This is a genomic window from Streptomyces sp. NPDC033966, assembly GCF_055575955.1.
In genome coordinates, this window is record NZ_JBVIRQ010000004.1 from 476,819 (window position 1) to 500,049 (window position 23,231).

Annotated in this window: 17 protein-coding genes; 11 read left to right on the plus strand and 6 right to left on the minus strand. The window is 73.0% G+C overall.

What is annotated here, in order from left to right; genetic code table 11:
* Positions 1–425: 425 nt before the first annotated feature.
* Entirely contained in the window at positions 426–959 is a 534-nt protein-coding gene (locus tag ACZ518_RS14470) for a hypothetical protein (protein ID WP_469113342.1), read from the plus strand.
* Here the strand turns inward: ACZ518_RS14470 and ACZ518_RS14475 are convergent.
* On the minus strand, positions 952–1,881 hold the full coding sequence (locus ACZ518_RS14475) for a Gfo/Idh/MocA family protein (RefSeq protein ID WP_469113486.1): 930 nt from the start codon (positions 1,879–1,881) through the stop codon (positions 952–954). The two genes, ACZ518_RS14470 and ACZ518_RS14475, sit on opposite strands and share 8 nt — an antisense overlap.
* A 214-nt stretch (positions 1,882–2,095) precedes the next feature.
* Here ACZ518_RS14475 and glnII point away from each other — a divergent pair, with 214 nt between their 5' ends.
* From glnII to ACZ518_RS14490, 3 genes are all read left to right on the plus strand, one after another.
* A complete protein-coding gene (gene glnII, locus ACZ518_RS14480) occupies positions 2,096–3,115 on the plus strand; it encodes a glutamine synthetase (protein ID WP_469113343.1) in 1,020 nt (339 codons plus the stop codon).
* A 122-nt stretch (positions 3,116–3,237) separates the two neighbouring features.
* Entirely contained in the window at positions 3,238–4,200 is a 963-nt protein-coding gene (locus tag ACZ518_RS14485) for a DUF6891 domain-containing protein (RefSeq protein ID WP_469113344.1), read from the plus strand.
* Positions 4,201–4,566: 366 nt separating this feature from the next.
* Positions 4,567–5,184: a winged helix-turn-helix domain-containing protein gene (locus ACZ518_RS14490; protein ID WP_469113345.1), complete on the plus strand. Its 618-nt coding sequence runs from the start codon at positions 4,567–4,569 to the stop codon at positions 5,182–5,184.
* A 67-nt stretch (positions 5,185–5,251) separates the two neighbouring features.
* Here ACZ518_RS14490 and ACZ518_RS14495 read toward each other — a convergent pair whose 3' ends face one another.
* Both ACZ518_RS14495 and ACZ518_RS14500 read right to left on the minus strand, forming a co-directional pair.
* On the minus strand, positions 5,252–6,766 hold the full coding sequence (locus ACZ518_RS14495; RefSeq protein ID WP_469113346.1) for a PepSY-associated TM helix domain-containing protein: 1,515 nt from the start codon (positions 6,764–6,766) through the stop codon (positions 5,252–5,254).
* 74 nt (positions 6,767–6,840) lie between these two features.
* The gene (locus ACZ518_RS14500; RefSeq protein WP_469113347.1) at positions 6,841–7,737 is read right to left on the minus strand and encodes a hypothetical protein; all 897 of its coding nucleotides are present in this window, start codon (positions 7,735–7,737) and stop codon (positions 6,841–6,843) included.
* Between the two features lie 92 nt (positions 7,738–7,829).
* Between ACZ518_RS14500 and ACZ518_RS14505 the strand changes: the two genes are divergently transcribed.
* The 3 genes from ACZ518_RS14505 to ACZ518_RS14515 all read left to right on the plus strand — a co-directional run bounded on the left by ACZ518_RS14505 (position 7,830) and on the right by ACZ518_RS14515 (position 11,429).
* The gene (locus ACZ518_RS14505; RefSeq protein WP_469113348.1) at positions 7,830–8,414 is read left to right on the plus strand and encodes a rhomboid-like protein; all 585 of its coding nucleotides are present in this window, start codon (positions 7,830–7,832) and stop codon (positions 8,412–8,414) included.
* A 137-nt stretch (positions 8,415–8,551) separates the two neighbouring features.
* Entirely contained in the window at positions 8,552–9,346 is a 795-nt protein-coding gene (locus ACZ518_RS14510; protein ID WP_469113349.1) for a tyrosine-protein phosphatase, read from the plus strand.
* Between the two features lie 160 nt (positions 9,347–9,506).
* Positions 9,507–11,429, plus strand: coding sequence for a hypothetical protein (locus tag ACZ518_RS14515; protein ID WP_469113350.1), 1,923 nt, complete (start codon positions 9,507–9,509; stop codon positions 11,427–11,429).
* 50 nt (positions 11,430–11,479) lie between these two features.
* On the opposite strand, the gene ACZ518_RS14520 is transcribed toward ACZ518_RS14515, so the two are convergent.
* Together ACZ518_RS14520 and ACZ518_RS14525 are read right to left on the minus strand one after the other, a co-directional pair.
* Positions 11,480–12,610: a hypothetical protein gene (locus ACZ518_RS14520; protein WP_469113351.1), complete on the minus strand. Its 1,131-nt coding sequence runs from the start codon at positions 12,608–12,610 to the stop codon at positions 11,480–11,482.
* Positions 12,611–12,644: 34 nt separating this feature from the next.
* Positions 12,645–14,294 (minus strand): hypothetical protein, encoded by a 1,650-nt coding sequence (locus ACZ518_RS14525; protein ID WP_469113352.1) that lies wholly within the window; start codon positions 14,292–14,294, stop codon positions 12,645–12,647.
* Between the two features lie 216 nt (positions 14,295–14,510).
* Between ACZ518_RS14525 and ACZ518_RS14530 the strand changes: the two genes are divergently transcribed.
* Genes ACZ518_RS14530 through ACZ518_RS14545 form a run of 4 tightly spaced genes read left to right on the plus strand, consistent with a single transcriptional unit; the run spans position 14,511 to position 17,762 of the window.
* A complete protein-coding gene (locus ACZ518_RS14530; RefSeq protein ID WP_469113353.1) occupies positions 14,511–15,407 on the plus strand; it encodes a metal-dependent hydrolase in 897 nt (298 codons plus the stop codon).
* A complete protein-coding gene (locus ACZ518_RS14535; protein WP_469113354.1) occupies positions 15,404–16,447 on the plus strand; it encodes a PDR/VanB family oxidoreductase in 1,044 nt (347 codons plus the stop codon). Before ACZ518_RS14530 ends, ACZ518_RS14535 begins: the two co-directional genes overlap by 4 nt.
* A 53-nt stretch (positions 16,448–16,500) precedes the next feature.
* Entirely contained in the window at positions 16,501–17,208 is a 708-nt protein-coding gene (locus ACZ518_RS14540) for a TetR/AcrR family transcriptional regulator (RefSeq protein ID WP_469113355.1), read from the plus strand.
* 29 nt (positions 17,209–17,237) lie between these two features.
* Complete coding sequence (locus tag ACZ518_RS14545; protein ID WP_469113356.1) at positions 17,238–17,762, plus strand: GNAT family N-acetyltransferase; 525 nt, start codon at positions 17,238–17,240, stop codon at positions 17,760–17,762.
* A 53-nt stretch (positions 17,763–17,815) separates the two neighbouring features.
* On the opposite strand, the gene pulA is transcribed toward ACZ518_RS14545, so the two are convergent.
* Positions 17,816–23,218 carry a pullulanase-type alpha-1,6-glucosidase gene (pulA, locus tag ACZ518_RS14550; protein ID WP_469113357.1) on the minus strand — a complete coding sequence of 1,801 codons (5,403 nt, stop codon included), beginning with the start codon at positions 23,216–23,218 and terminating at the stop codon, positions 17,816–17,818.
* Between the last annotated feature and the right edge of the window lie 13 nt (positions 23,219–23,231).

The following is a 23,231-nucleotide window of genomic DNA, read 5'->3' on the forward strand; positions in this document are numbered from 1 at the left end:
CAACCTCTCGTGCGCCTAGTCGCACCCCCGGCCCGGGACCAGGGATCAAGGGCCCGGACGCCCGGCCGGCCAAGGCGCGACCCCTCGCCTCGTCCCTGAGGGACCCGCTCCCCTCCCCCTGCCCGGTGACCGTTCATTTGGGGGCTTCCCGGCAGTCTTTCGGCTTTCCGGGGCGGGACGGCCTGTCAAGGGTCGCCGAAGGCGATCACGAAGTGACGCGACCGAAGGGAGCGCCCTTGACGGGCCGGCCCGACACGGAAGGACGATGGGACTGACGGGAAACCCCCAAACCGGCTGTGAGACCGCCCGAGGGGACCCCGCACCCCACCCCCACCCCCGCCCGCCTTCACACCGGCCCCACGCCCCTCCCCACTAGGGTGACCCGAGGAGTAAATGCACCCAAACCGCACCAAAGGACCGCCGTTGTGACCGAGCAGCCCACCCCGGCCGACACCCCGACCCCCCAGCACGCCACCCCGCCCCGCCGGGGGGCCGACTGGATGTTCGGCGGGGTGTACGGGACCGTGCTGGCCAGTGCGCTGTTGGCCGCGCTGGACGAGCGGGGCGGGGAGTACACCCCGCTCGCCGACGCCGCCTGGATCCTGGTCACCGCCGCCACCGGTGCCCTCGCACACGGGTACTCGCACCACATGGCCGACCACCGGGCCGGCTCCGCCACGCACCGGTGGCGGTGGCTGGCCCGGGCCCTGTGGAACGAGTGGCCGATGGTCGCGGCCACCCTCCCCACCCTCCTCCTGCTCCTGCTCGCCGAGATCGCGCACTGGGAGCCGTACGGGGTGACGGCGGTCGGGCTCGGCCTGAACACCGCGCTGCTGTTCGCCTGGGGGGCCTTCGTGGCGCTGCGGGTCGGCTACCGGATCACCTCGGCGCTGCTCATCGGCCTGGCCGACGGCGCGATCGGGCTGGCGATCATCGTCGCCAACGCCCTCATCAAGTAGCCAGCTGCCCCTCCGCCTCCGCCAGGATCTCCGTCAGCCGGGCCCCGAACTCCGCCCCGCGCGGATCCGCCACCCCGGTCCGGGCGGCGTCGAGCAGCGCGTCCAGGGCGCGCCCGTAGGCGCCCGGTACGTCGCTCCAGTCCGGCAGCGCGAAGACGCCCTCGGCCCCCCGCAGTTCCAGCCCCACCCCGGCGGCCGCCCTCGGCGCGCCCAGGCTGAGCACGGCGGTGCTGGCGGCCCCGGAGGCGTGCCGCAGGGCCAGCTGGACCACGTCGGACGGGCCCCTGGTGGCGGAGACGGCGGTGACCTCGCCGAGCACCGGGATCAGGACGGACAGGGCGTGCGGGCCGACGTCCCACAGGCCGCCCCTGGCCTTGCGCCAGGGCGAGTCGGCGTACGCGCTGGGCTCGCCGTCGGGCGGGAAGACGGCGCCGAGCCAGTGCGCGGAGGCGGTGAACCACCCGGAGCGCCCGGCCTGTTCGCGGACCCACCCGGCGGTGGGCTCGGCGAAGCGCAGCGTCAGGAAGACGACGGAGGCGACGCCGTGGGCCGCGGCGGCGTCGGCGACGGCACGGGCGTCCTCCACGGTCGTGGCGACGGGCTTGTCGAGCAGCAGGTGGCAGCCGGCGGCTGCCGCGCGCACGGCGAGCGGGGCCTGGACGTCGGGCGGCAGGGCGAAGGCCGCGACGTCGCAGTCGGCGAACAGCGCGTCGGGGTCTTCGTACACCTTCACCCCGTACGCGTCGGCGAGCTCGGCCGCGGCTTCGGGGCGCCGGCCCCAGACTCCGGCGAACTCGGAGCCGGTGTGCGCGGCGAGGGCGGGGGCGTGGGTGCGGCGGGCCCAGGGGCCGGTGCCGAGCAGGCCGACGCGGGGGCGGGGACGGTGGGGGCGGTCGCCCGGACCGTCTCCGGCAGAGTTCAAATCGTACGAAATGCTCACCTGCTCAGTGTGCCGCACCCGGACGGATGTACGGTGACCGACTCGATCAAGCCACCCGACCTGCGGCGTAAACCCCGGTAACACGGGGTTCACACATGGGCAACGGATGAGAAATCGCCACGGGGCACGCTGCGGTCAACACCGCAGCGTCCCGCAGCGCCCGCAGAGTCAGCACCCGCAGAGTCAGGATGGCCCCGTGAGCTACAAGGCTGAGTACATCTGGATCGACGGCACCGAGCCGACGGCGAAGCTCCGCTCCAAGACGAAGATCCTCGCGGACGGGGCGGAGCTGCCGGTCTGGGGCTTCGACGGTTCGAGCACGAACCAGGCCGAGGGCCACGCCTCGGACCGGGTCCTCCAGCCGGTGTTCTCCTGCCCGGACCCGATCCGCGGCGGGAACGACATCCTCGTCCTGTGCGAGGTCCTCAACATCGACATGACCCCGCACGAGTCGAACACCCGCGCGCTGCTGCGTCCGGTCGCGGAGAAGTTCGCCTCGCAGGAGGCCATCTTCGGCATCGAGCAGGAGTACACCTTCTTCGACGGCACCCGCCCGCTCGGCTTCCCGGTGGGCGGCTTCCCGGCGGCGCAGGGCGGCTACTACTGCGGTGTCGGCGCGGACGAGATCTTCGGCCGCGACATCGTCGAGAAGCACCTGGACCACTGCCTCGCCGCCGGCCTGGAGATCTCCGGCATCAACGCCGAGGTCATGCCCGGCCAGTGGGAGTTCCAGGTCGGCCCGCTGGGCCCGCTGGAGGTCTCCGACCAGCTGTGGATCGCGCGCTGGCTGCTGTACCGCACGGCCGAGGACTTCAACGTGTCGGCGACGCTGAACCCGAAGCCGGTGAAGGGCGACTGGAACGGCGCGGGCGCGCACACCAACTTCTCCACGAAGGCGATGCGCGAGGACTACCGCGCGATCATCTCGGCGTGCGAGGCGCTGGGCGAGGGCAGCAAGCCCCTGGACCACGTCAAGAACTACGGCGCGGGCATCGACGAGCGCCTGACGGGTCTGCACGAGACGGCCCCGTGGAACGAGTTCAGCTACGGCGTCTCGGACCGCGGCGCGTCGGTCCGCATCCCGTGGCAGGTGGAGAAGGACGGCAAGGGCTACATCGAGGACCGCCGCCCGAACGCGAACGTGGACCCGTACGTGGTGACCCGCCTGATCACGGACACCTGCTGCACGGGCCTGGAGAAGGACGGCCTGGTCTGACCGGCCACCCCCGAACGGACCACCCCTGAACCGGCCGCACACGACAGCGGTGCCGGCGGCGCCCGCCTCCCCTCCCGGAGGCGGGCGCCGCCGTTGTCAGTGGCGCCTGTCACCGTGTCCTCATGAACACCGAGCACACCGGAGACACCGGGCACGCCGACGACGCGATCCACCCGGTCAGGGTCCACACCGAACCCGGCCGCCACCACGACCTCTCCGGCCCCGGGAGCCGCGAGCCGCTGTCCGCGCTCGTGGCGGGGATAGGCGGGGACGGCGACCGGTTCCTCGTCGTGAACCGGGTCCCGGACGACCCCGACGTCTACGTGCAGGTCTGGCACGAGACCGGCGGTGACTACCAGTTGGAGCACCGGTCGGGCGCGCCCGACCGGCACTTCCAGGCGTTCGTGGACAGCGCGGAGGAGGTGGTGGAGGTGATGCTCCGCTGGGCGGCCCGGGAGAAGGACTGGGACCGCGGGCCGGCCTGGGAGCGGCTGGACTTTCCGGTCGAGGAGGTGGCTCCGCTGGACCCGGGGGTGGAGGAGGAGCTGACCGGGGCCGTGCGGGGCTGGCTGCGCTGCGGGTACGACGACCGGGCGGTGCTGACGGAGAACGCCGAGGAGTACCTGGTGTCCGGCGACGACCGGCCGGTGTCCCGGGCGCAGGCGGCGGACCTGGTGGACCGGCTGTGGCGGGAGCGGGTCGCGGAGCAGGCCGGCTGGGTGGGCGAGACCGACCCGGAGCGGCTGGCCCGGGCGTTCGGGGCGCTCGACGCGAGCGGGATCACCGCGCGGGAGAACTTCACCTGCTGCCGTACCTGCGGCCTCGGCGAGATCCATGCCGAAGGCGAGGAGGACGCGCGCGGCTTCGTCTTCTTCCACTCCCAGTGCACGGAGGGGGCGGCCGACGGCGGGGACCTGTACCTCCTCTACGGGGGCTTCGAGTCCGGCGAGGAGCTGACCGCCTCCGTGGGGCGGGAGGTCGTCGCGGCGCTGGACGGCGTGGGGCTGTCGTGGACGTGGGACGGATCGGCCCACGATGCGATACGCGTGACGGGGCTGGACTGGCGGAAGCGACTTTCGGGCTGACGGTATGTCGGGATTGTGACGGCCCGACGACGACGTAACGACGGAATATGAGATTCCGCTCCATCAGGTGAGACGCATCCTGCCCCGGGCCCCGTGTTTCTGCTTCAATGGCGCGCATGGCCAGCCATTCGTACTTCCCGACAGGTCGCAGCGACCTCGAGCCGTTCTGGCCGTCCCGTCAGGATCACGACTTCGACCGGGTGTGTTGCCGCGCCGAGAACGCGCCGGCCCTCTAAAGCCTCCGGGACCCTCTCACCAGACCCGCCCCGGGGCCTTCGGTCTGCGCGGTACGCAACGACTACGTGCTCTCGCACATGCACACGTACGTCTTCTGCCGATCACTCCGCGTGAAAGAGCTGACCACTCATGACGAACACCCGTTCCTTCGCTTCTGCCGCCTCCGCTGCGACCTCCGCCCCCCTGCCCTTCCCGCCCAGTCCCCGCCACCGGCTGCGCGCCGTGGACCGGGACGAGGTGGCCCGGGTGGTGGACCTGCTCCCGCCGGGCGCCACCTGGCTGCCCGCGCCCCAGCACGCCGTTCCCACACTGCCGGGCCAGCCCCCGATGGTCGGCTACCTGGTCCTCGTACCGGCCGACCAGCAGCAGATCGCCTTCGCCCCGCAGTCCGTTCCCATGTCCGTGCCCGTCGCCGGGCCGGTCCCGCACGCCCAGCCTGCGTCCGAGCCGTCGACGACCACCGGAGACGCGCTCGTGCGGATCGACTCCGCGCAGCGCACGGCCGAGGTCGACGGCGAACAGCTGGACCTGACCTACCTGGAGTTCGAGCTGCTCGCCCACCTGGTGGCCCACCCTCACCGGGTGCACAGCCGGGACCAGCTGGTCACCACGGTCTGGGGCTACGGGCACGTCGGCGACGGCCGGACCGTCGACGTCCACATCGCCCGGCTGCGCCGCAAGCTGGGCGCGGCGCACCGCGGCGCGATCCAGACCGTCCGCCGCGTGGGGTACAAGTACGCGCCCTGAAGCCCGGCATGACGGTGGGCCCGTACGCGTTCGCACGCGTACGGGCCCACCGCCGTTCAGGCCTCCGTCACGCGGCGGCCTTCGCCCCCCGACGGCGCGCGGCGAGGCCGACGGCGAGGTCGATCACGAGGAAGGCCACCAGGCTGATCCCCAGCAGCGGGACGAACCAGCCGACGACCGCCGTCGCGCAGGCGAAGGGCAGCAGTACGGTCACCGGCAGCTTGCGCCAGGCGCCGCGCGGCTGGGCACGGCCGACCGAGCGGCGGTCCTCCTTGGTGGGGCGGCGCATCCACCACATCCGGTAGCCCCAGACGACGAGGAACATCACCGCGACGGCGAGGGCGGCCAGCGCGATCTGGTTGGCGAGGCCGAAGGTCAGGCCCATGTGCAGGTCGATGCCGAAGCGGGTCAGCTGGGCCAGCAGCGGGTAGTCGGCGAAGCGCAGCGTGTCCATGACCCGGCCGTCAGCGGGGTCGACCGCGACGGAGTCCAGGTGCACCGGCAGCGTCTTGTCGTTCTCCTTGACGACGTAGCCCTTGCCCTTGGCGGGCAGGGTGACGCGCAGGCTCTCGGTGACTCCGGCGGCCCGGGCGGCGTCCACCGCCTTGTCGATGCCGATGTCGGTGACGGGGGCCGGCGGGGGCATCTCCATGCCGTCGGTCATGACGTGCCCCGCGTGCTCGTCGCCGCCGTCGGCGCCCGCGCCCGCTGCCGCGCCCGCGCCGGGCTTCAGCTTGGCGGAGACGGAGGGGGTGGCTCCGCCGAGCTGGTCCTGGAGCCGGCCGATGTTCTCGCCGGCGTAGTTCGACCAGGTCAGGCCGGTCGCGGAGAGGCCGACGAGCCCGACGGTGGCCCACAGGCCGACGGTGCCGTGCCAGGAGAGGGTCTTGCGGCGGCCGGTGGCCTTGCGGTCGGGCAGGACGAGGTCGGCCTTGCGGGCGCGGCGGCGGCCGACCCAGAGGGCGAGGCCGCCGAGGGCGACCACCCAGAGCCAGCTGGCGGCGAGTTCGCTGTAGTTGCGGCCGAACTCCCCGAGCTGGAGGCTCGCGTGGAACTCGCTCAGCCAGGCCCGCAGCGGCAGCGCGTCACCGGAGGTGGTCAGCTGTCCGCGCACGTCGGTGGTGTAGGGGTCGACGAAGACGGTGAGGGTCTCGCCCTCTCCGAGACCCGGCTTCTCCATGATGACCCGGGTGGTCGCGTCCGCTTCGGGCGCGGGCCACACGCCGAGCACCTTGCCCTCGGGGGCGGCGGCCCGCGCGGCCTTCACCTGGGTGCTGAGCGGCACGGCGCGTTCGCCGACGCTGTCGACGGTCAGCTCGTGGGAGTAGAGGATGCGCTCGGCCTGCCAGGAGCCGGCGTACAGCAGTCCGGTGGCGGCGGCGAGGAAGAGGAACGGGGCTATCAGCAGTCCCGCGTAGAAGTGCATGCGCAGGAGCAGCGGCCGCAGTGCGGCCCAGCCCGTGCCCGTGCCCGTGCCGGTGCCGGTGGGGCGGGGGGACTTGGCCGGGGTTTCGGCCGCTTCGGCCGCTTCGGCCGCTTCGGCGGCCCGCGCGGGGCCGCCCTGAAGTTCGTCAAGGGACATGTCGGTCCTAGGGTTCGGCGAAACAGGGGGACCGGCCCCGGGTTCCGCTCCCGCCAACGCCCGGGAGCGCGCCGTCAGGCGCGCGCGGGGTGCGGAACGGGTGTCGCCGGTGCGGCTCCGGCCGGTGCGTGCGCGTGCGAAGGGGCGCACCGGCGGCCCGCGGCGACGCGGTGTGCGTACGCGGCGGGGCTCTGGCGACACGGCCTCGGGGCCGTGCTGTGGGTGTCTCGCCACCCGGGCGGGCCGCGGCGGACCGCGGTGTGGGCGTGTACGGCTCCGCGCAGCCGGCGCGGGCGTTCGTACGCGGGGCGGTGCGCGGGCGGGGCCGGCGCGGGGGCCGGCCGGGTCCGCAGCAGCGCGAGTACGCGGGCGAGCGGCCGGGCGGCGAGCAGCGCGGTGGCGCCGAGGGCTCCGGCGAGCCGGAAGACGGCGGCCTCGCCCCAGGCGAGCCAGGCGGCGCAGAAGAGCCCGGCGAGGACGTGCGCGGCGATCATCCCGAGACCGCCGTGCCCCGCCATGCCGGCCATGTCGGCCATGTCGCCGCCCAGGCTGTCGGCCATGTCGCCCGTGCCCGCAATGCCGTCCGCCACCGCGGCGGTGCCCGCGGGGGCGTCCATCCGCATGCCGGGTACGTGGTGGTGTCCGGGCATCAGCTCGGGCACGTGGCCCGGCACCGGCGCGGGGGCGTGGGCGGGGTGCCCGTGTCCCGAGGCCTGGCCGGCGGAGAAGGCGAGGTGCAGGGCCCCTTGTGCGGCGAGCAGGGCGGCGGTGATCCCGGCCGGTCCGCAGCGCCGTCCGGCGGCGGCCCAGGCGAGGGCCCCGGTCACGGCGAAAGCGGCCAGCAGGCTGCCGAGGGGGACATTCATCCCGGACATGTACGAATGCCCCACCGCACCCAATGCCACGCACACGGCCGCGAACATCGCGGCCCGCGTACCGCGCATCGGCGCACGGGGTGGGGATTCAGTCATGTTCCGGTCATGGTCTCACGGGGCCCGCCGCCGCCCGCAAGAGGGCCGTATCCGATCATGGACCGGTGAATCCATTGCCATGGTCATGGTCATTGCCGCTGGGAGCGGCCTACGCGGGCGGCGTCCAGCTCGGCGCCCACGCCCTGGAAAGGCTGGATCCGACCGAGCGGGAGCGGGTGCTGCGCGGCTGCTCGACGAACGTCGACAACCTCGACACCGGCCGCTGGGAGACCCTGCTGAGCAGCGCCTTCGTGGTCGAGGAACCCATGCCGCTGCCGTACGCCCTGCTGCTGGTCGCGGTCCTGGGCTACGCGGAGTACGCGTACGGGGCGTGGTGGACGGCCGCGGTCTTCCTCTTCGGGCACACCACGGCGACCCTCCTCGTCTACGGCGTCCTGCGCCGCACCGCCGACCGGCGGACCCGTCGGGCCCTGGACGTCGGCACGAGTTACGGGTTCAACGCCGTCCTGGGCGCCCTGACCTCGGCGCTGCCGCGCGGGGCGGTGCGCAACGCGGCCCGGGCGGGCCTGCTGGCCGTCGCCGCGCAGCCGGTGCTGCGGCGCGGGCGGACCTTCACCGACGCCGGCCACCTCGTGGCACTGGGCGTGGGGATAGGGCTGTCGGTCGCCGTCGATTGTCTTTCCGGATCAAACCGTCGGAAAATCGCACATACCTAACAACATGAACGAGCAGTACCGGGCGCCACCCGCATCCGCACCACGCCCTGACACGCCACGCCCGGACACGCCACGCCCGGACACGTCACGCCCGGACACGTCACGCCCGAACGAGCCTCACCGCTGGAGCCGCCACGATGACCGCCACCCCTTCCACCACCGTCGCCAACCTCCGCGACCTCGGTGGCACCCCGCTCGCCGGCGGCCGCACCGTCCGCCCCGGCCTCCTCCTGCGCGCGGGCGCCCTCGACCGGCTCGACCTCGACGCCGACCCGGCGGTGGCGGCACTGGGACTGCGGACCGTCATAGACCTGCGCAGTGACGCCGAGCGGGCCGACCACCCCGACCGGATACCCGACGGGGTCCGGCTGCTGGTGCGCGACGTGCTGGCCGACAAGATGAGCGACCACCGCATGCCGGCCGCCACCCAGCTCAAGGACCTCCTCGGCGACCCCGCGGTGGCCGAGGAGCACCTCGGCGGCGGCAAGGCCCAGGCCCTGTTCGGCTCCGTGTACCGCTCCTTCGTCAGCACCGGGTCCGCGCACGCGGCGTACCGCACGCTGCTCACCGAGGCCGCCGACCCCGACGCGGGCCCGCTGCTCTTCCACTGCACCGCCGGCAAGGACCGTACGGGCTGGGGCGCGACGCTCGTCCTGTCGCTGCTCGGCGCCGACGACGACACCCTGATGGCCGAGTACCTGTCGGTGAACCCGGCGGTCAAGCAGGCCTTCGCCCCCATGATCGAGGGCTTCACCGCCGCGGGCGGGGACCCGGACATCGCCCTGGCGCTGATCGGGGTGTTCCCCTCCTACCTGGAGGCGGGCCTGGACGAGGTCCGCGTCCGCTACGGCTCGATGGAGAAGTACGTGCACGAGGGCCTCGGCGTCTCCGAGGAGACGGTGGCGGCGCTGCGCGCGAGGCTCGTCGCCTGAGCGGTCCCGCCGACGGGCCGGGCCGGGTCAGGCCGGGCCGCGCCGCGCCTTACCGACTGAAACCCCGGCAACCCACCGCGTACACCTCGAAACCCGGAATTCGCCCGAACGGGTAAGCGAAGACGGGTGACCATCCGACGATTCGCTCGTTCTGCTGAACGTGACTGCGCCGGATACCGCCACCCGCCCCCTGCCCCCCGACGTCGAGCAGGCCGAGGCCGCCATCGTCGAGCACTACCCGCGGCTGGTGCGGCTGGCCTACCTGGTGCTGCCGCCCTCCCTCGGCCGCAACCGGCGGGTGCTCACCGCCCACTCGCTGACCCAGCGGGCACTGCCGCGCGGGCGGCGGGGCGCCGACCCGGCGGCCGTGCAGGGCGGGGTCCCGGCGCAGCGCGGCGGGCTGGGCGGTCCCGAGTCCGGATACGCGTACGTCCGGCTGCGCGTGCTGCGCTCCGCCCTGGAGGCGGGGATCCCGCTGACCTTCAAGGCGCTCCCGCTGCGCGGGCAGCTGCCCGCGCTGCTGCCGCAGGTGTGGGGGCTGCGGCTGTTCCCGCGCGCGGGCGGGGCCGAGGAGCTGGCGCTGGACCAGTGGCTGGCCACCCTGAACGGCCCGGGCCGCGCGGCCTGCGTACTGCGGGCGCTGGAGGGGCTGGACGGGCCGGAGGTGCTCCGGGTGCTCGCGGAGGCCGGGGTCGCCGACCCGGCGGCGGCGGTCGCGGAGTCCGGGGATCCGGCGCACGACGGCCTGTTCGCCTCCCCCGAGTTCGACCCGTGCGTGCTCCAGGCCCGGCCCACCGACCTGCTGCGGCGGCGCCGGCTCGCGCGGGCCGGGCTGGCCGCGGCGGCCGCGCTCGCGGTGTGCGGGGCGCTGCTGGCACTGCCGGGCGGCGGCTGGGGCTCGGACGGGCCCGCCGCCCCGCTGTACGCGCGCAACGCGGCGGCCGAACAGGCCCTGGACCCGGCGCAGCTGCTGCGGGCGGCGCCCACGGTGTGGCGTACGTCCTCCCGTACGGACTACTCCGCCTGGCCGGCGCGCGGCGACCGCGCGCAGGACGCCGAGCTGCTGCGCCGGGCGCTCGCGGTGTGGGCCCGGCCCGGCAAGGAGGTGGTGGTCTCGGCGACCCCGGGCACCCCGTCGGGGCCGCCGATGGGCCCGCCCCAGCTGCTCTTCGCGGGCACGGTCGACCAGGCCGTGGTGGTCCTGCTGCACGACGGGCTGCGCGTGGTCCGGTACGCCGAGCCGCGCAACGGGACGGCGGGCGCCGCCCTCGACTTCGCCCGGACCGACGGGGCGACGGCGGACACGGCGACGGCGCTCGTACTGAGCCGGGTCGACGGCAACGTCCGCTACCTGACGGCCCCCTGGGTGACCGGGGCCTCCCTGCGCGACCTGCTCAAGCCCGGGGAGGAACCGACCGCGCTGAAGCTCACCCCGGACGGGGTCACCCCGCCGGTGCTGGGCCCCGCCCCGAACGGCGAATGCACCAGCTGGACCGCGCTGTCCCTGACCGGCGACGGCGCCACCCGGCTGGTGACCGACCTGGGCGAGCTGACCCCGGTCCGGCTGACCTCGGGCGCGCCGGGCGCCGCGCGGGACGTGACGGAGGCGGCGGAGCTCGGCGAGTGGTCGAAGACGGCTTGTCTGCTGCCGTCGGTCCGCTCGCACGGGGTGCGTTCCGTCAACGCCTGGACGTACGCGAAGCAGCCGCTGCCCGAGGGCGACGGGACGGCCACCTGGCTGTGCAGCCGGGCCGAGACCTGGCGGGGCACGGCGGACCGGGTGCAGGCCCAGTTCCTGGCCCCGGGCGCGCCGCTGGCGGCCCAGGCGGCCAAGGCGGAGGGCTCCCCGGCGTGCGGGCCGCGGGAGCCGCGGGTGCTGGCCGGGGTGCTCTGGAAGTCCCGCGCGGGGCAGTGGTACGTACTGGCGGCGGGCAGCGCGCAGTTCGCCTCGCTGTCGGCGTCGGGCGCGGGGGTGAGCGGGAGCGCGAACGGCAACCGGCTCGCGGTGAAGGCTCCGGAGGGGGCGCAGGTGGACCTGTCGGGGAAGCTGACGGACGGCAGCAAGGCCGGGGCGCTCCGGTAGGGCCGGGTACACCAGCAGCCGAAGCCCCCCGGACCGAGGTGCGGTCAGCCTCAGCGGGACGTGCGGAGGGAGCGGGTGGATGCGACGTGCCGCGGTCCGGCGGTTGCGGAGGTGGCGGGCTCCGCAGCCGGGGCCGGGGCGTCTGCCCTGCATGCGGTCAGCGGCTGGGCGCTGCTCTTCCCGAAGCGGCAGGCGGTGGCCGTCAGCTGGATGGTGATGAACTCGGCGATCTGGCCCCCGTACTCGATGCGTCGGCCGCCGATGGTGATGTCCCCGACGGTGTACCCCTTGTCGAGCGGGACCTCGTAGACGGCGCGGACCGGATGTCCGGCGTCGCCGCGTACGTACTTCCAGTAACTCTTGGGGTCGGATCCGTCCGGTGTTTCCCAGCCGTCGGTGGCGAGGTCGCCGAGATAGAGGCCCACCGGGTCGGTCAGGGTGATGTCGGCCCCTTGACGTGCCAGGGAGTTGACGCCCGCGCCGATGAGCGGGTCGCTGTTTCGGCTCGCATCGCCGTATTTGCTGCACTTGATCAGTTCGTCCTCGGCGGTGTACTCCCTGCCGTCGATCACCCGCCGGATGGTGGCTGCCGCCGCCAGTTGGATCTCGGCTTCGATGGTGTTGCTCTTCTGGATCAGGTGCATCGCGCCGCGGCTGGTCGAGTTGTTCCACACATTACGGGGGTCGTATGTCTCACCGTCGGGAAACAGTTCTCGTTCCGTGACGTCAGGACTGATGTGCGTCCGGTAGAGCTCCAGGAGCTTGGCGCGGTTGTTCTCGGCGATCGACACCCAGTACTCCGGGCCCTCGCAGGTGAAGGTGACGCGGGTGATCTTCCCTTCGGCGTTGCGGCTGACGCTCCACTCGCAGTACTCGTCCTGGACGTCGCGGGTGGAGTCGGCGAGTTCCCAGGCCTGCGTGTCGGAGACGGAGGCATCCGCGACGGCTCGGGGGAAGGCGGTCCACCTGACCGACACGTCCTGGGCGTCGTCGGATGTGGCGGTCTTGGTCGCGTTGTAGAACTGGGGCCGGGGACCGTCATGGAGCACCCCGTCGGCCGGGCCGGGCCCTTCGATGGCCTCGTCAACGAATTGACTGATCTTTGCGTGCCATTTCTTTCGGCCGTCTTCATCGAGGTCTGCCAGGTTTCCCGGGGGGTTGTACAGGTCGAGTGTGGCCATGGTGACTCCTCGGTCGGGGCGCGTGCTTCCGTGCTCACTGATTCGGTGGGGCGAGTTCCCTGACGGTGCCGTCTTCGCACATCGCCAGGAGTGGAGCATTGCCGGGGATGTTGGTGTGCGGCGTCGTCAGGCAGAATTCGTGAAGTTTCATGCTGCGGAACTGCCTGCGCCGGGATTCAGCGAGCCGTACGTAGTCGTCGAAACCGGCTTGCGTCCGGATGCGCTCCGCAACCACTTTCAGGTAGGCATCCACGCGCCGGGTGAAGCCGGTCGGCCATTCCTCATCAGAAAGGCGCCAGTGGGCGGCGAATTCGCCTTCCGGGCTCTCGGCGGGAAGATTCTTCTCCTTGACGGCCTCCGTGATCGATTCCGCGATCCGCTGACCGAGACCGGACCCGTCAGTGGGACTGCTGGGAACGTACTTCATGAGCTGTTCCCGGGAGGGGCTGAAGACGGGGTTCGGGAAATCGACCATGAGCATACATGCAGCGAACTTGGCCGAAAGCAGTCCAGTGCTCACCATCTGATTGATTACTTCGTTGTCCTCGAATGAGGCCTCGGGTACCACGAAGGCGAAGAAGGCGTCGCCCGGTTGCCGGAAGTCGCCTTCTCTGAGATGCAGGCCGAATCGGTCCAGGCTGTCGACGTATTTGTCAGCCGGCATGCGGGGCGGTGCGGCAGTCACGCGCAGGGGCAGGTTGTCGAGGAGGGCCTCGGCGTTCAACCAGAATCCCATCGGGAGGACCAAGGGCGGGTCGGTCGGGGTGACGGCCCCGCTCTGGCTGTCGGTGGACGCGAGGTTGACGGTGGTGGTCGTCAGCAGCTGTCGCAGCAGGTGGTGCGGCGACATGACGACGCCGGTGGCGGTGACCTTGGCCAGGCGTGCCCTGGTCCACCGCCGCACCAGCGCCTTGACGGTCTTCTCCAGTTTCTCCGCACCGTCCACGCGGCCGTAGAGCGGGTCGCCCCTCAGCGGATCGGCGGGGTCCACCTGGATGGTCGCCCGCTGGGACTGCCAGTTCATCCAGGGTTCCTTCAGCTCCTTCATCACGACGCTGCCGTTCACGTGACTGTCGAAGCAGCTCTTTCCGCGGGAGTCCGGCTCCAGCGCGTCCCAGGAGTTGCCTGCCCACAACCAGGTGGGCCCGATCCGCATGTAGTAATTGAAGACTTCTTTCCGGCTGTCCCAGGAAACGACCTGCAAGAACGCCTGTCCGGGGTCACCCGTCGCCTGCGTGGCGACCAGCAGGTCCACTTCCCTCTCGCGCACCCTGTCAGTGATGACGAAGCGCATGTCTCGGTGCAGACCCGGCGCGGAGGCGGGTGCGATTTGACCCGCCTCGCTCACCAGGTACACCTGGCGTGCCGGGGGATCCCTTTCGGGAAATTTCGAGAGCAGCTCCTGGACCGTGAGAGGGAAGACACCGGCGCGGAAGAGATCGGCCATCGGGTCCCCGAACCCGGCCAGTTCCTCTGCGCTCAGGATGCGCGCCTGGCGGTCCCTTCCCGCGACTCTGGCGTACAGCCGGCCCGGCTCCAAGGCGATGCCGCCGGCATCGCAGCCCTCCTCCGTCGCAGCAGCGTCCAGGCCGGCCTCCCCCGTACCGCCGCGCGGCTTCCCGTCCGCTGTCGGCCGCCTCCACGCAGTGGCCCTGCGAGCCTGGTGAGGAGGTTCCTCCTGCATGACAGTCCCCTTCTGACGGCGAGCTGTTCGCGCTTTCCCATCCCCCGTCACGGAGCCCCCGTCACGGCGACCGCACGCCCGTCACCCCGATGGCCCGGCTCCTGCCGCCGTGTGGGCCAGGGGGTGGCCCGGGGCCGCGGCGGGGCCGAGGTGACCCTGATAATTGTCGACGGCGGAGGGGTTTTCCTGACGGTGACCCGTCAGTACATTGACACCATGTCTAATAGGCCGCCCGCCCCCGCCCCCGTGGCGTCGGAACACATAGACCTCGAACCCCGCAACGTGTCCTTCTCCTGGGAGGACACCCCGCTGCACTGGCTGCCCGGCGAGCCCTTCGCCGGGCACACCATCAACGTGCTGCACCTGTTGCTGCCCGCCGGTGAGCGCTGGTTCGTGCACGTGTACAAGCAGGCCCTCCCGCACATCACGGACGAGCGGCTGCGGGCGGACGTCATCGGCTTCATCGGGCAGGAGGCGATGCACGCCGCCGCGCACGACGACGTGCTCCCCCACCTCAAGCGCCTCGGGCTGGACCCGACCCCCTACACCGCCCAGGTCGACTGGATGTTCGAGAAGCTCCTCGGCGACCGGACCCTCCCCCCGGGCCGGGCCCGCAGGTGGTGGCTCATGGAGCGGGTCGCGATGATCGCCGCGATCGAGCACTACACCGCCTTCCTCGGCGACTGGGTGCTCAACGCGAAGGAACTGGACCGGCGCGGCGCCGACCCGATGATGCTGGACCTGCTGCGCTGGCACGGCGCGGAGGAGGTCGAGCACCGCTCGGTGGCCTTCGACCTCTTCATGCACCTGGACGGCAGCTACCGCCGCCGGGTGCGGACCTGGGCCAGCGCCTTCGCCGCCCTGCTCTTCCTCTGGCAGCGCGGCGCCCGCTTCTTCGTGGAGAACGACCCCCAGCGGCCCGGCGCCAAGGCCTCCTACGGGCAGTTCCTGCGGGCCGGCCGCAAGGGCGTCCTGCCCTCGGCCGGGGCGATGGCGCGGTCCATCCCGACCTACCTCTCCCGCACCTACCACCCCTCCCAGGAGGGCTCCACCGCCCAGGCGGTCGCCTACCTCGCCTCCTCGCCCGGCGCCAACGGCGGGGTGCGGCCGTGAGGCGGGCCCTGGCCGTCACGGCGGTGGCGGGGGCCGCCCTCCTGACCCGGCGCGCGCTGCTCAAGCGGATCGGCCGCTCCCCCCTGTGGCCGCTGCCCGCGCTGGAGAACCCGGTGTCCGGGTACTCGCCGCGCCGGACCCTGCACGCCCGGATCACCTCCCGCACCGAGTCGGCCGAGGGGGTGCTGCGGCTCGTGCTGGAGTCCGACGAGCTGCCGGCCTGGACCCCGGGCGCGCACGTGGACCTGACCCTGCCCTCGGGCCTGGTGCGCCAGTACTCGCTGTGCGGCGACCCGGCCGAGGCGGGGCGCTGGACGATCGCGGTCCGGCTCGTCGCCGACGGCCGCGGCGGCTCCCGCGAGGCACACGAACGGCTGGTGGAAGGCACCGAGCTGCGGGTGCGGCCGCCGCGCAACCGGTTCGAGCTGGAGCCCGCGGCCTCGTACGCCTTCGTCGCGGGCGGCATCGGCATCACCCCGGTCCTGCCGATGCTCCGCGCGGCGACCGCGGCCGGCGCCGACTGGACCCTGCTGTACGGGGGCCGCTCGCGCGCCTCGATGCCCTTCCTCCCCGAACTCGCCGCCTACGGGGACCGGGTGACGGTCGCCGCGGAGGACGAGACGGGCCTGCCCGACCTGGCCCCCCTGTCCGGGATCCGGCCGGGCACCCTGGTCTACTGCTGCGGCCCCGAACCCCTGATGCGGGCGGTCACCGAGGCCGTCCCGGACCCGGACGCGGTCCGGCTGGAGCGCTTCGCGGCGGCGGCCCCCGCCGAGGCGAAGCCCTTCACGGTGGAACTCGCCCGCACCGGCGCCGCGGTGGAGGTCGCGGCGGACGAGTCCGCGCTGACGGCGGTGCGCCGGGTGCTGCCCGACACCCCGTACTCCTGCGGGCAGGGCTTCTGCGGGACCTGCCGGCACCGGGTGCTCTCGGGCCGGGTGGACCACCGCGACGAGCTCCTCACGGACGGGGAGCGCGCGGACTCGATGCTGCTGTGCGTCTCCCGCGCGGACTCGGACCGGCTCGTACTGGACCTGTAGCGGCGGGCCTTCACCCGTACGGCCCACCCCCGCCCGGGAAGTAGGGTGTCGGCATGACAACCGGGGTGCGGCGCAGGATGGGTGTCGAGGAGCGGCGGCAACAGCTGATCGGGGTGGCCCTGGAGCTGTTCAGCCACCGCTCCCCCGACGACGTGTCGATCGACGAGATCGCGGCGGCCGCCGGGATATCCCGCCCGCTCGTCTACCACTACTTCCCGGGCAAGCTCAGCCTGTACGAGGCCGCGCTGCGCCGGGCCGCCGACGAGCTGGCGGCACGGTTCGTGGAGCCTCAGGAGGGCCCGCTGGGGCCCCGGCTGCTGCGGGTGATGGGCCGGTACTTCGCCTTCGTCGACGAACACGGGCCCGGCTTCTCGGCGTTGCTGCGCGGCGGTCCGGCCGCCGGGAGCAGCCGGGCCAACGCGATGATCGACGAGGTCCGGCAGGCCGCGTACGAGCAGATCCTCGTGCACATCGGCGTGCAGGACCCGCCGGCCCGGCTGGAGCTCGTCGTGCGCTCCTGGGTGTCGCTGGCCGAGTCCACCGCGCTGCTGTGGCTGGACGGGCGGCGGATCCCGCGGGCCGAGCTGGAACTCCAGCTGGTGCACGACTTCGCGGCGCTGGCGGCGGTGAGCGCCGCGTACGACGCGGAGATGGCGGGGATCCTCGTACGGATCCTGGCGGACGAGCCGGCGGACGGGCCCTTCGGGGAACTGGTCGGGCGGCTGGCGGTCCTCGTCCCGGGGACCGGGCAGGGAGACTGAGCGGTCGCTCGGCTGGCGATAATGCCCGCGTGATCATTGACGACGGGATGTTGTTCCGGGCGGCCGGGGAGAAGGACGCCGCCACGCTGGTGAAGCTGTACGACCAGGCCGCCCGGTGGATGCTCGGCCAGGGGATCGACCAGTGGAAGCCGGGCGACAAGGACGCCGAGCACTTCCGCGCGCGGATGCGCGACGGTGAGGTCTGGCTCGCCGAGGACGCCGACGGGCGGCTCGTGGGGGCGTACGAGCTCTGGTGGTCCGACGAGGAGGCCTGGGGCGTGCAGCCGCCGGTGGCGGGGTACGTGCACCGGCTGATGGTGGAGCGGAAGGCCGCGCCGCCCGGGGCGGGCATGCGGATCCTGGAGCACGCCGAGTACCGGATCGCCCGGACGGGGCGGGAGCGGGCGCGGCTGGACTGCGTGTCCACCAACCCGAAGCTTCTGGCGTACTACCGGAGCGCCGGCTACCGGGTGGTCGGCGAGTTCCCCTCGAAGGAGGGCAAGGACGGCCGGGTGTACGGGGTGATCCTGCTGGAGCGGCGCCTCGACGTCTGAGCGGCGGTGCCGGAGTTGCTCCGGCACCGCCGCTCAGCGCGGCCGGGTGGCGGTCAGCCGCGCTTGAACACCGCGACCGTGCGCGCCGGGGCGGTGAACTCCCCCGTCGCCGGGTCGTACACGGACCGCTTCACCACCGGGTCCGCACCCGCCGCCTGCACGGGGTGCAGGGCGTAGCCGGTGCCGGCGAGGGCGGGGACGCGCTGGCGCTGGTCGGCGGGGGTGGCGTTGAAGACCACCACCAGGTCGCCGAGGGCCATGGTGAGGACGCCCGGGGTCTCCTCGGGCCCGGACAGCGGGAAGGACAGCCGCTGCTGTACGGCCTCGGCCGTGGTGAGGGCGAAGGCGGGCTCCGTCGTACGGATCCGCAGCAGGTCGCGGTAGGCGGCGGAGGCCGCGGTGATCTCCGGGCAGCCGGGGGCCGGGCCGGTCAGCAGGGGCTTCGCGTAGGGCCACTTGGCGCGGTTGTCGGCGGCGGGCGGCAGGCCCCGGCCGAAGCCGTTGCCCTCGCGGCAGTCCCAGTGCAGGGCGTTGAACCAGTCGCCGCTGTCGAAGGAGTTGCGGTCCAGCGACTTCGAGCGGAGCAGGTCGGTGCCCGCCTGGGAGAGGGCCGGGCCCTGGGAGAGGGCGGCGGTGGCCATGGCGAGGACCTGCATGCGGGCCCGGTCGGCGGTGGGCGTGCCGGCGGGCAGCTTGTAGGCCAGGGCGTCGTACAGGGACTCGTTGTCGTGGGCGTCGGCGTAGGCGAGGGCGTCGCCGGGGGCGGCCGCGTAGCCGGCCGGGGCGCCGTTGTAGTCCACCCCGGCGCCCGTGGTGCGGCGGCCGGCGGAGTCGGTGAAGGCGTACCCGGCGAGGTTGCCGGAGAGGCCGACCTTGAGGAGGTCCTGGGCGTGCAGCAGGCGGGCGCGCTGCTCGGCGGGGGTGCCGTTGGCCTGGGATCCGTTGGGGTCGGTGAACAGGCCGGAGGCGAAGCCCTGGACGCGGGGGTCCTCGTCGAAGGGGCCGCCGCCTCGGACGGCGTCACGGGCGCGGTCGGAGAAGGTGGCGATGCCGGTGCCGGCCATGTTCTTCTGCGTGGCCTGCACGAAGCGGGCGTCGTCGGCGACCTCGCCGAAGTTCCAGCCCTCCCCGTAGAGGACGATCTTCTTGCCGTCGACCCCGTCCTTGGCGACGGTCAGCCCGTCGAGGGCCTTGCGGACGGCGAGGACGTTGGCCTTCGGGTGGTGGCCCATCAGGTCGAAGCGGAAGCCGTCGACCTTGTACTGCTTGGCCCAGGTGACGACGGAGTCCACGACGAGGCGGCCCATCATCGCGTTCTCCGGCGCGGTGTTGGAGCAGCAGGTGGAGGTGGCGACGGAGCCGTCGGCGAGGAGCCGCTGGTAGTAGCCGGGGACGATGCGGTCGAGGACCGACTTGTCCGACTGCCCGGAGGCGACGGTGTGGTTGTAGACCACGTCCATGACGGTGCGCAGGCCGGCGCCGTTCAGCGACTGGACCATCCTGCGGAACTCGACCGTGCGGGCGGTGCCGTTCGGGTCGCTCGCGTACGAGCCCTCGGGGACGGTGTAGTGCAGCGGGTCGTAGCCCCAGTTGAAGCCGTCCTTCGCGGCGGCCGCGGCCGTACAGGCCTGCTGCTCCTCGGAGTCGGGGGCGTACGCCTTGAGGTCGCAGGCGGGTTCGGTGCGGGCCTTCGGGGCCTCCGGGACGGTCCCGAAGTCGAAGGCGGGCAGGAGGTGGACGTAGGAGGTGCCGGCGGCGGCCAGCTCGCTCAGGTGCCGCATGCCGGCGGAGCCGGTGTCGGTGAAGGCCAGGTACTGGCCGGGGTGCTTGGTGGTGGCGTCCGCGATGGAGAAGTCGCGGATGTGCAGCTCCTGGATCTGGGCGCTGGTGAAGGGGACGGGCGCGGGCTTGCGCAGCTCCTTCCAGCCGGGCGGGGCGAGCTCGGGGTCGGCCAGGTCGACGGCGAGGCTGCGGGTGGAGTCGGTGGTCAGGGCGGTGGAGTAGGGGTCGGTGACCAGGTTGCGGACGATCTGGCGGGTGCTGGGAGCCCAGACGGTGACGGCGTAGCGGTAGGGCTTGCCGGTCCAGGAGCGTTCGCCGCGCACCGACCAGACGCCGGTGGTGTCGTCGCGGCGCATGGGGACGGTGCGGCCGTCGATCTCGAGGGCGACCTGCTGGGCGGTGGGGGCCCAGACGGAGAGGGTGGGGCGGCCGTCCTTGAAGACGGGGCCGAGGGGGCTGTCGTTCGCGTACAGGTCGTCGAGGACGCCGGCGAGCTGGACGCCGGTGGCGGCGAGGACGGCCCCGTTCGCGGCGCGGGCGCTCGCGACGAGCTGGCCGCGCAGGGCCTCGCGTACGCGGTCGCGGTCGCGGGGGTCGACGGTGAAGGCGCCGTACGCGGCCAGGTGCGGGAACTTCTGCTTCTGGGCGGGGGTGAGCGCGGAGCGGTTCAGCCGCAGCCACTGGGCGCCGGCTTCGTGCAGGACGCCGTTCCCGGTGGTGATGCCGCCCTCGCGGGAGGCGAGGAGCTGGAGGGAGGCGGCGGTCTGCGGGGCGTTCCAGGCGAGGGTGTCGCGGTCGATCCAGACGGCCTCGGCCTTGGTGAGGTCCAGGGCGGCGGAGGAGCCGGCGGGCTGCGGGAGGAGGTACTTCTCGCGGCCGCCGAGCATCCACACCTCGTGACCGGTGGCCTTCAGGTCGAGGGACTGGTCGGCGGGGAGGTCCTTCTGGTCGCCGTTGTGGAGGATGTAGCTGAGGGAGGTGGCGCCGGGGGCGAGGGGGACCTCGTAGACGGCGCCGTAGGAGTCGGTGCGGGTGGGCAGGAGCGGCTTGGACCAGTCGGTGGGCGTGGCGGCGCCGGTCCACACGTGCAGGCCCCAGCCGTCGTGGGCGCCGTCGGGGCGCTGGTAGTGCAGGACGGCCTTGGCCTGGTCCTGCGGCGGGTAGGCGGGGCGGTCGGCGCGGGCGGGCTCCTTGCCCTGTTCGAGCCAGATCTCGCCGGTCCTGGTCAGGTCGAGGGTGCGGTCGGCGGCGACGTCCTTGTTGCCGTCCTTGTCGATGACGAGGTAGCCGAGGGAGGAGGCGCCGGGCTTGAGGCGGACGTGGGCGAAGGCGCCGTAGGCGTCGCGGCCGGTGAAGGGGTGTCCCTCGGGCCAGGGGGTGGCTTCGCCCTCGGCGAGGTCGCCCCAGGCGTACAGGCGCCAGTTCGTGTAGTCGCCGTCGGGGCGGTTGTAGTGGACGACGGCGTAGTCGCGCTGGGTGGCGGTGGGGGGTGCGGTCGGCGGGGTCTGCCCGGTGGTGGAGGCGGCGAGCGCGGACGCGGTGCGGCCGGCGGAGTCGACGGCGACGGCCTTGTAGCGCAGGGGCGTACCTGACGGGGTCGCCGGGTCGACGGGCTGGGTGATCCTGTAGGGGGCGTGGTCGGCGGAGCCGAGGACCTGCCACTTGCCGGTGCCGGTCTGCGCGGCGAAGACGACCCGGGTGAGGGCGCCGGGGCCGGCGCCGCCCGTGACCTCGGCGGACAGCTCGACGGTGCCGGTGGCGCCGGGGGCGGGGGCCTTGAGGGTGAGGGCGGGCCCGGCCGCGGGGGCGGGCAGGGGTGCGGTGGCCTGGAGGACGACGGTGCCGAGGGCGGGCAGGTCCAGGGTGAGCTTGCCGGCCGGGGAGGCGGTGACGGGGGCGGGGGCCGCGTAGGGGGTGCCGCCGGGGCCGGTGGCCCCGTACAGGGGGCGGTAGGAGGCGCCGGGCGGGGCGTCGACCTCGACGGTACGGGCGGTGCCGCTGTTGTTGGCGGCGACCAGGTACTCGGTACGGGTCTTGGGGTCGGTGCGGGCGAAGGCGTACGCGGAGCCGTCGGCGAGGCGCTCGCTCTGGATGCCGTCGCGCAGGGCCGGGTGGGCCTTGGCCAGCTTCGAGAGAGCACTGATCTGCATGTAGAGCGGGTGCTCCGGATCGTATGCATCGCTCTCGTGCGTGCGCGCCGTTCCGAGCTGGTCGTCGTCCAGGTAGTCGGCGACCTTGGTGGCGAAGAGGGGCGCACGCGCGTCCTTGTCGCCGCCGGAGCCGGTGAAGCCCTGTTCGTCACCGGAGTAGATCACCGGGTTGCCCCGGGAGAGGAACATCAGCTCGTTGGCCAGCCGGTACCGGTCGAGCAGCTCCCGCTCCCCCGCCCCGGGCCGGTCCTGCTTCAGGAAGGAGGCGAAGCGGCCCATGTCGTGGTTGCCGAGGAAGGTCACCTGCTCGTAGGCGTTGGCCTTGTCGGAGCCGTACTTGTAGTCGTCGGCGAGTACGGCGCCCAGCCGGCCGGCGGGCGCGCCCTGGGAGGCGTACGCGCGGATGGCGTCCTGGAGCGGGAAGTCGAGGGTGGCGTCGAGGCGGCCGCGGGTGACGTAGGGGGAGGTGACGGCCGTGTCGGCGGAGTACACCTCGCCGAACATGAAGAAGTCCGGACGGCCGCGCCGGGCGGCGTACTTGTCGAGGGCGGTCGCCCACTGGGTCCAGAAGCCGGTGTTGACGTGCTTGACCGTGTCGATGCGGAAGCCGTCGATGTCGTAGTCCTCGACCCACTTCTCGTAGATCTTCTCCATCCCGCTGACGACCTCGGGACGCTCGGTCCACAGGTCGTCGAGGCCGGAGAAGTCGCCCTGCTCGGAGGACTCCCCGGCGAAGGTGGAGTCGCCCCGGTTGTGGTACATCGCCGGGTCGTTGAGCCAGGCGGGGACCTTGAGGTCCTTCTTCCCCTCGGGCACGAAGGGCGTGCGGGGGAAGGACCGGGCGGCGTCGACGGCGGGGAACTTCCCCTTCCCGCCGGCACCGCCGCCGTATGCGGAGTCGTCGAAGGGGACCCCGTCCTTGGTCAGGTAGGGGAAGGCCCCCTTCGACAGGTACTCGTGCGAGCCCTCGCGGTAGTCGACGACGTCGGCGGTGTGGTTGGTGATGACGTCGAAGAAGACCTTCATCCCCTTCCGGTGCGCCTTGTCGATGAGCCGCTCCAGGTCGGCGTTGGTGCCGAAGTGCGGGTCGACCTGGGTGAAGTCGGTGATCCAGTAGCCGTGGTAGCCGGCCGAGGCTTCCGCGCCCTTGCCCTGCACGGGCTGGTTCTTGAAGATCGGCGCCAGCCAGATGGCGGTGGTGCCGAGCCCCTTGATGTAGTCGAGCCGGTCGGTGAGCCCCTTGAGGTCCCCGCCCTGGTAGAAGCCCTTGTCCGTCGGGTCGAAGCCGGTCTCCGGGCGGCCGCCGGCCAGCCCGCCCCGGTCGTTGCGCGGGTCGCCGTTGGCGAACCGGTCCGGGAGCACGAAGTAGAACTGCTCGCGGGTCAGGTCGTGCCGGGCGGGCTCGGCGGCCAGTTTCGCGTCCGACGGCGGTGCCGGGGCCTGCGCGGCGGCCGCCGCGGGGAGGGCGGGCAGGAGCGTCACGGCCAGGGCGGCGGCGACCGCTCCCGCGGCGGGGCGTATCAAGGGGTCTCTCCTC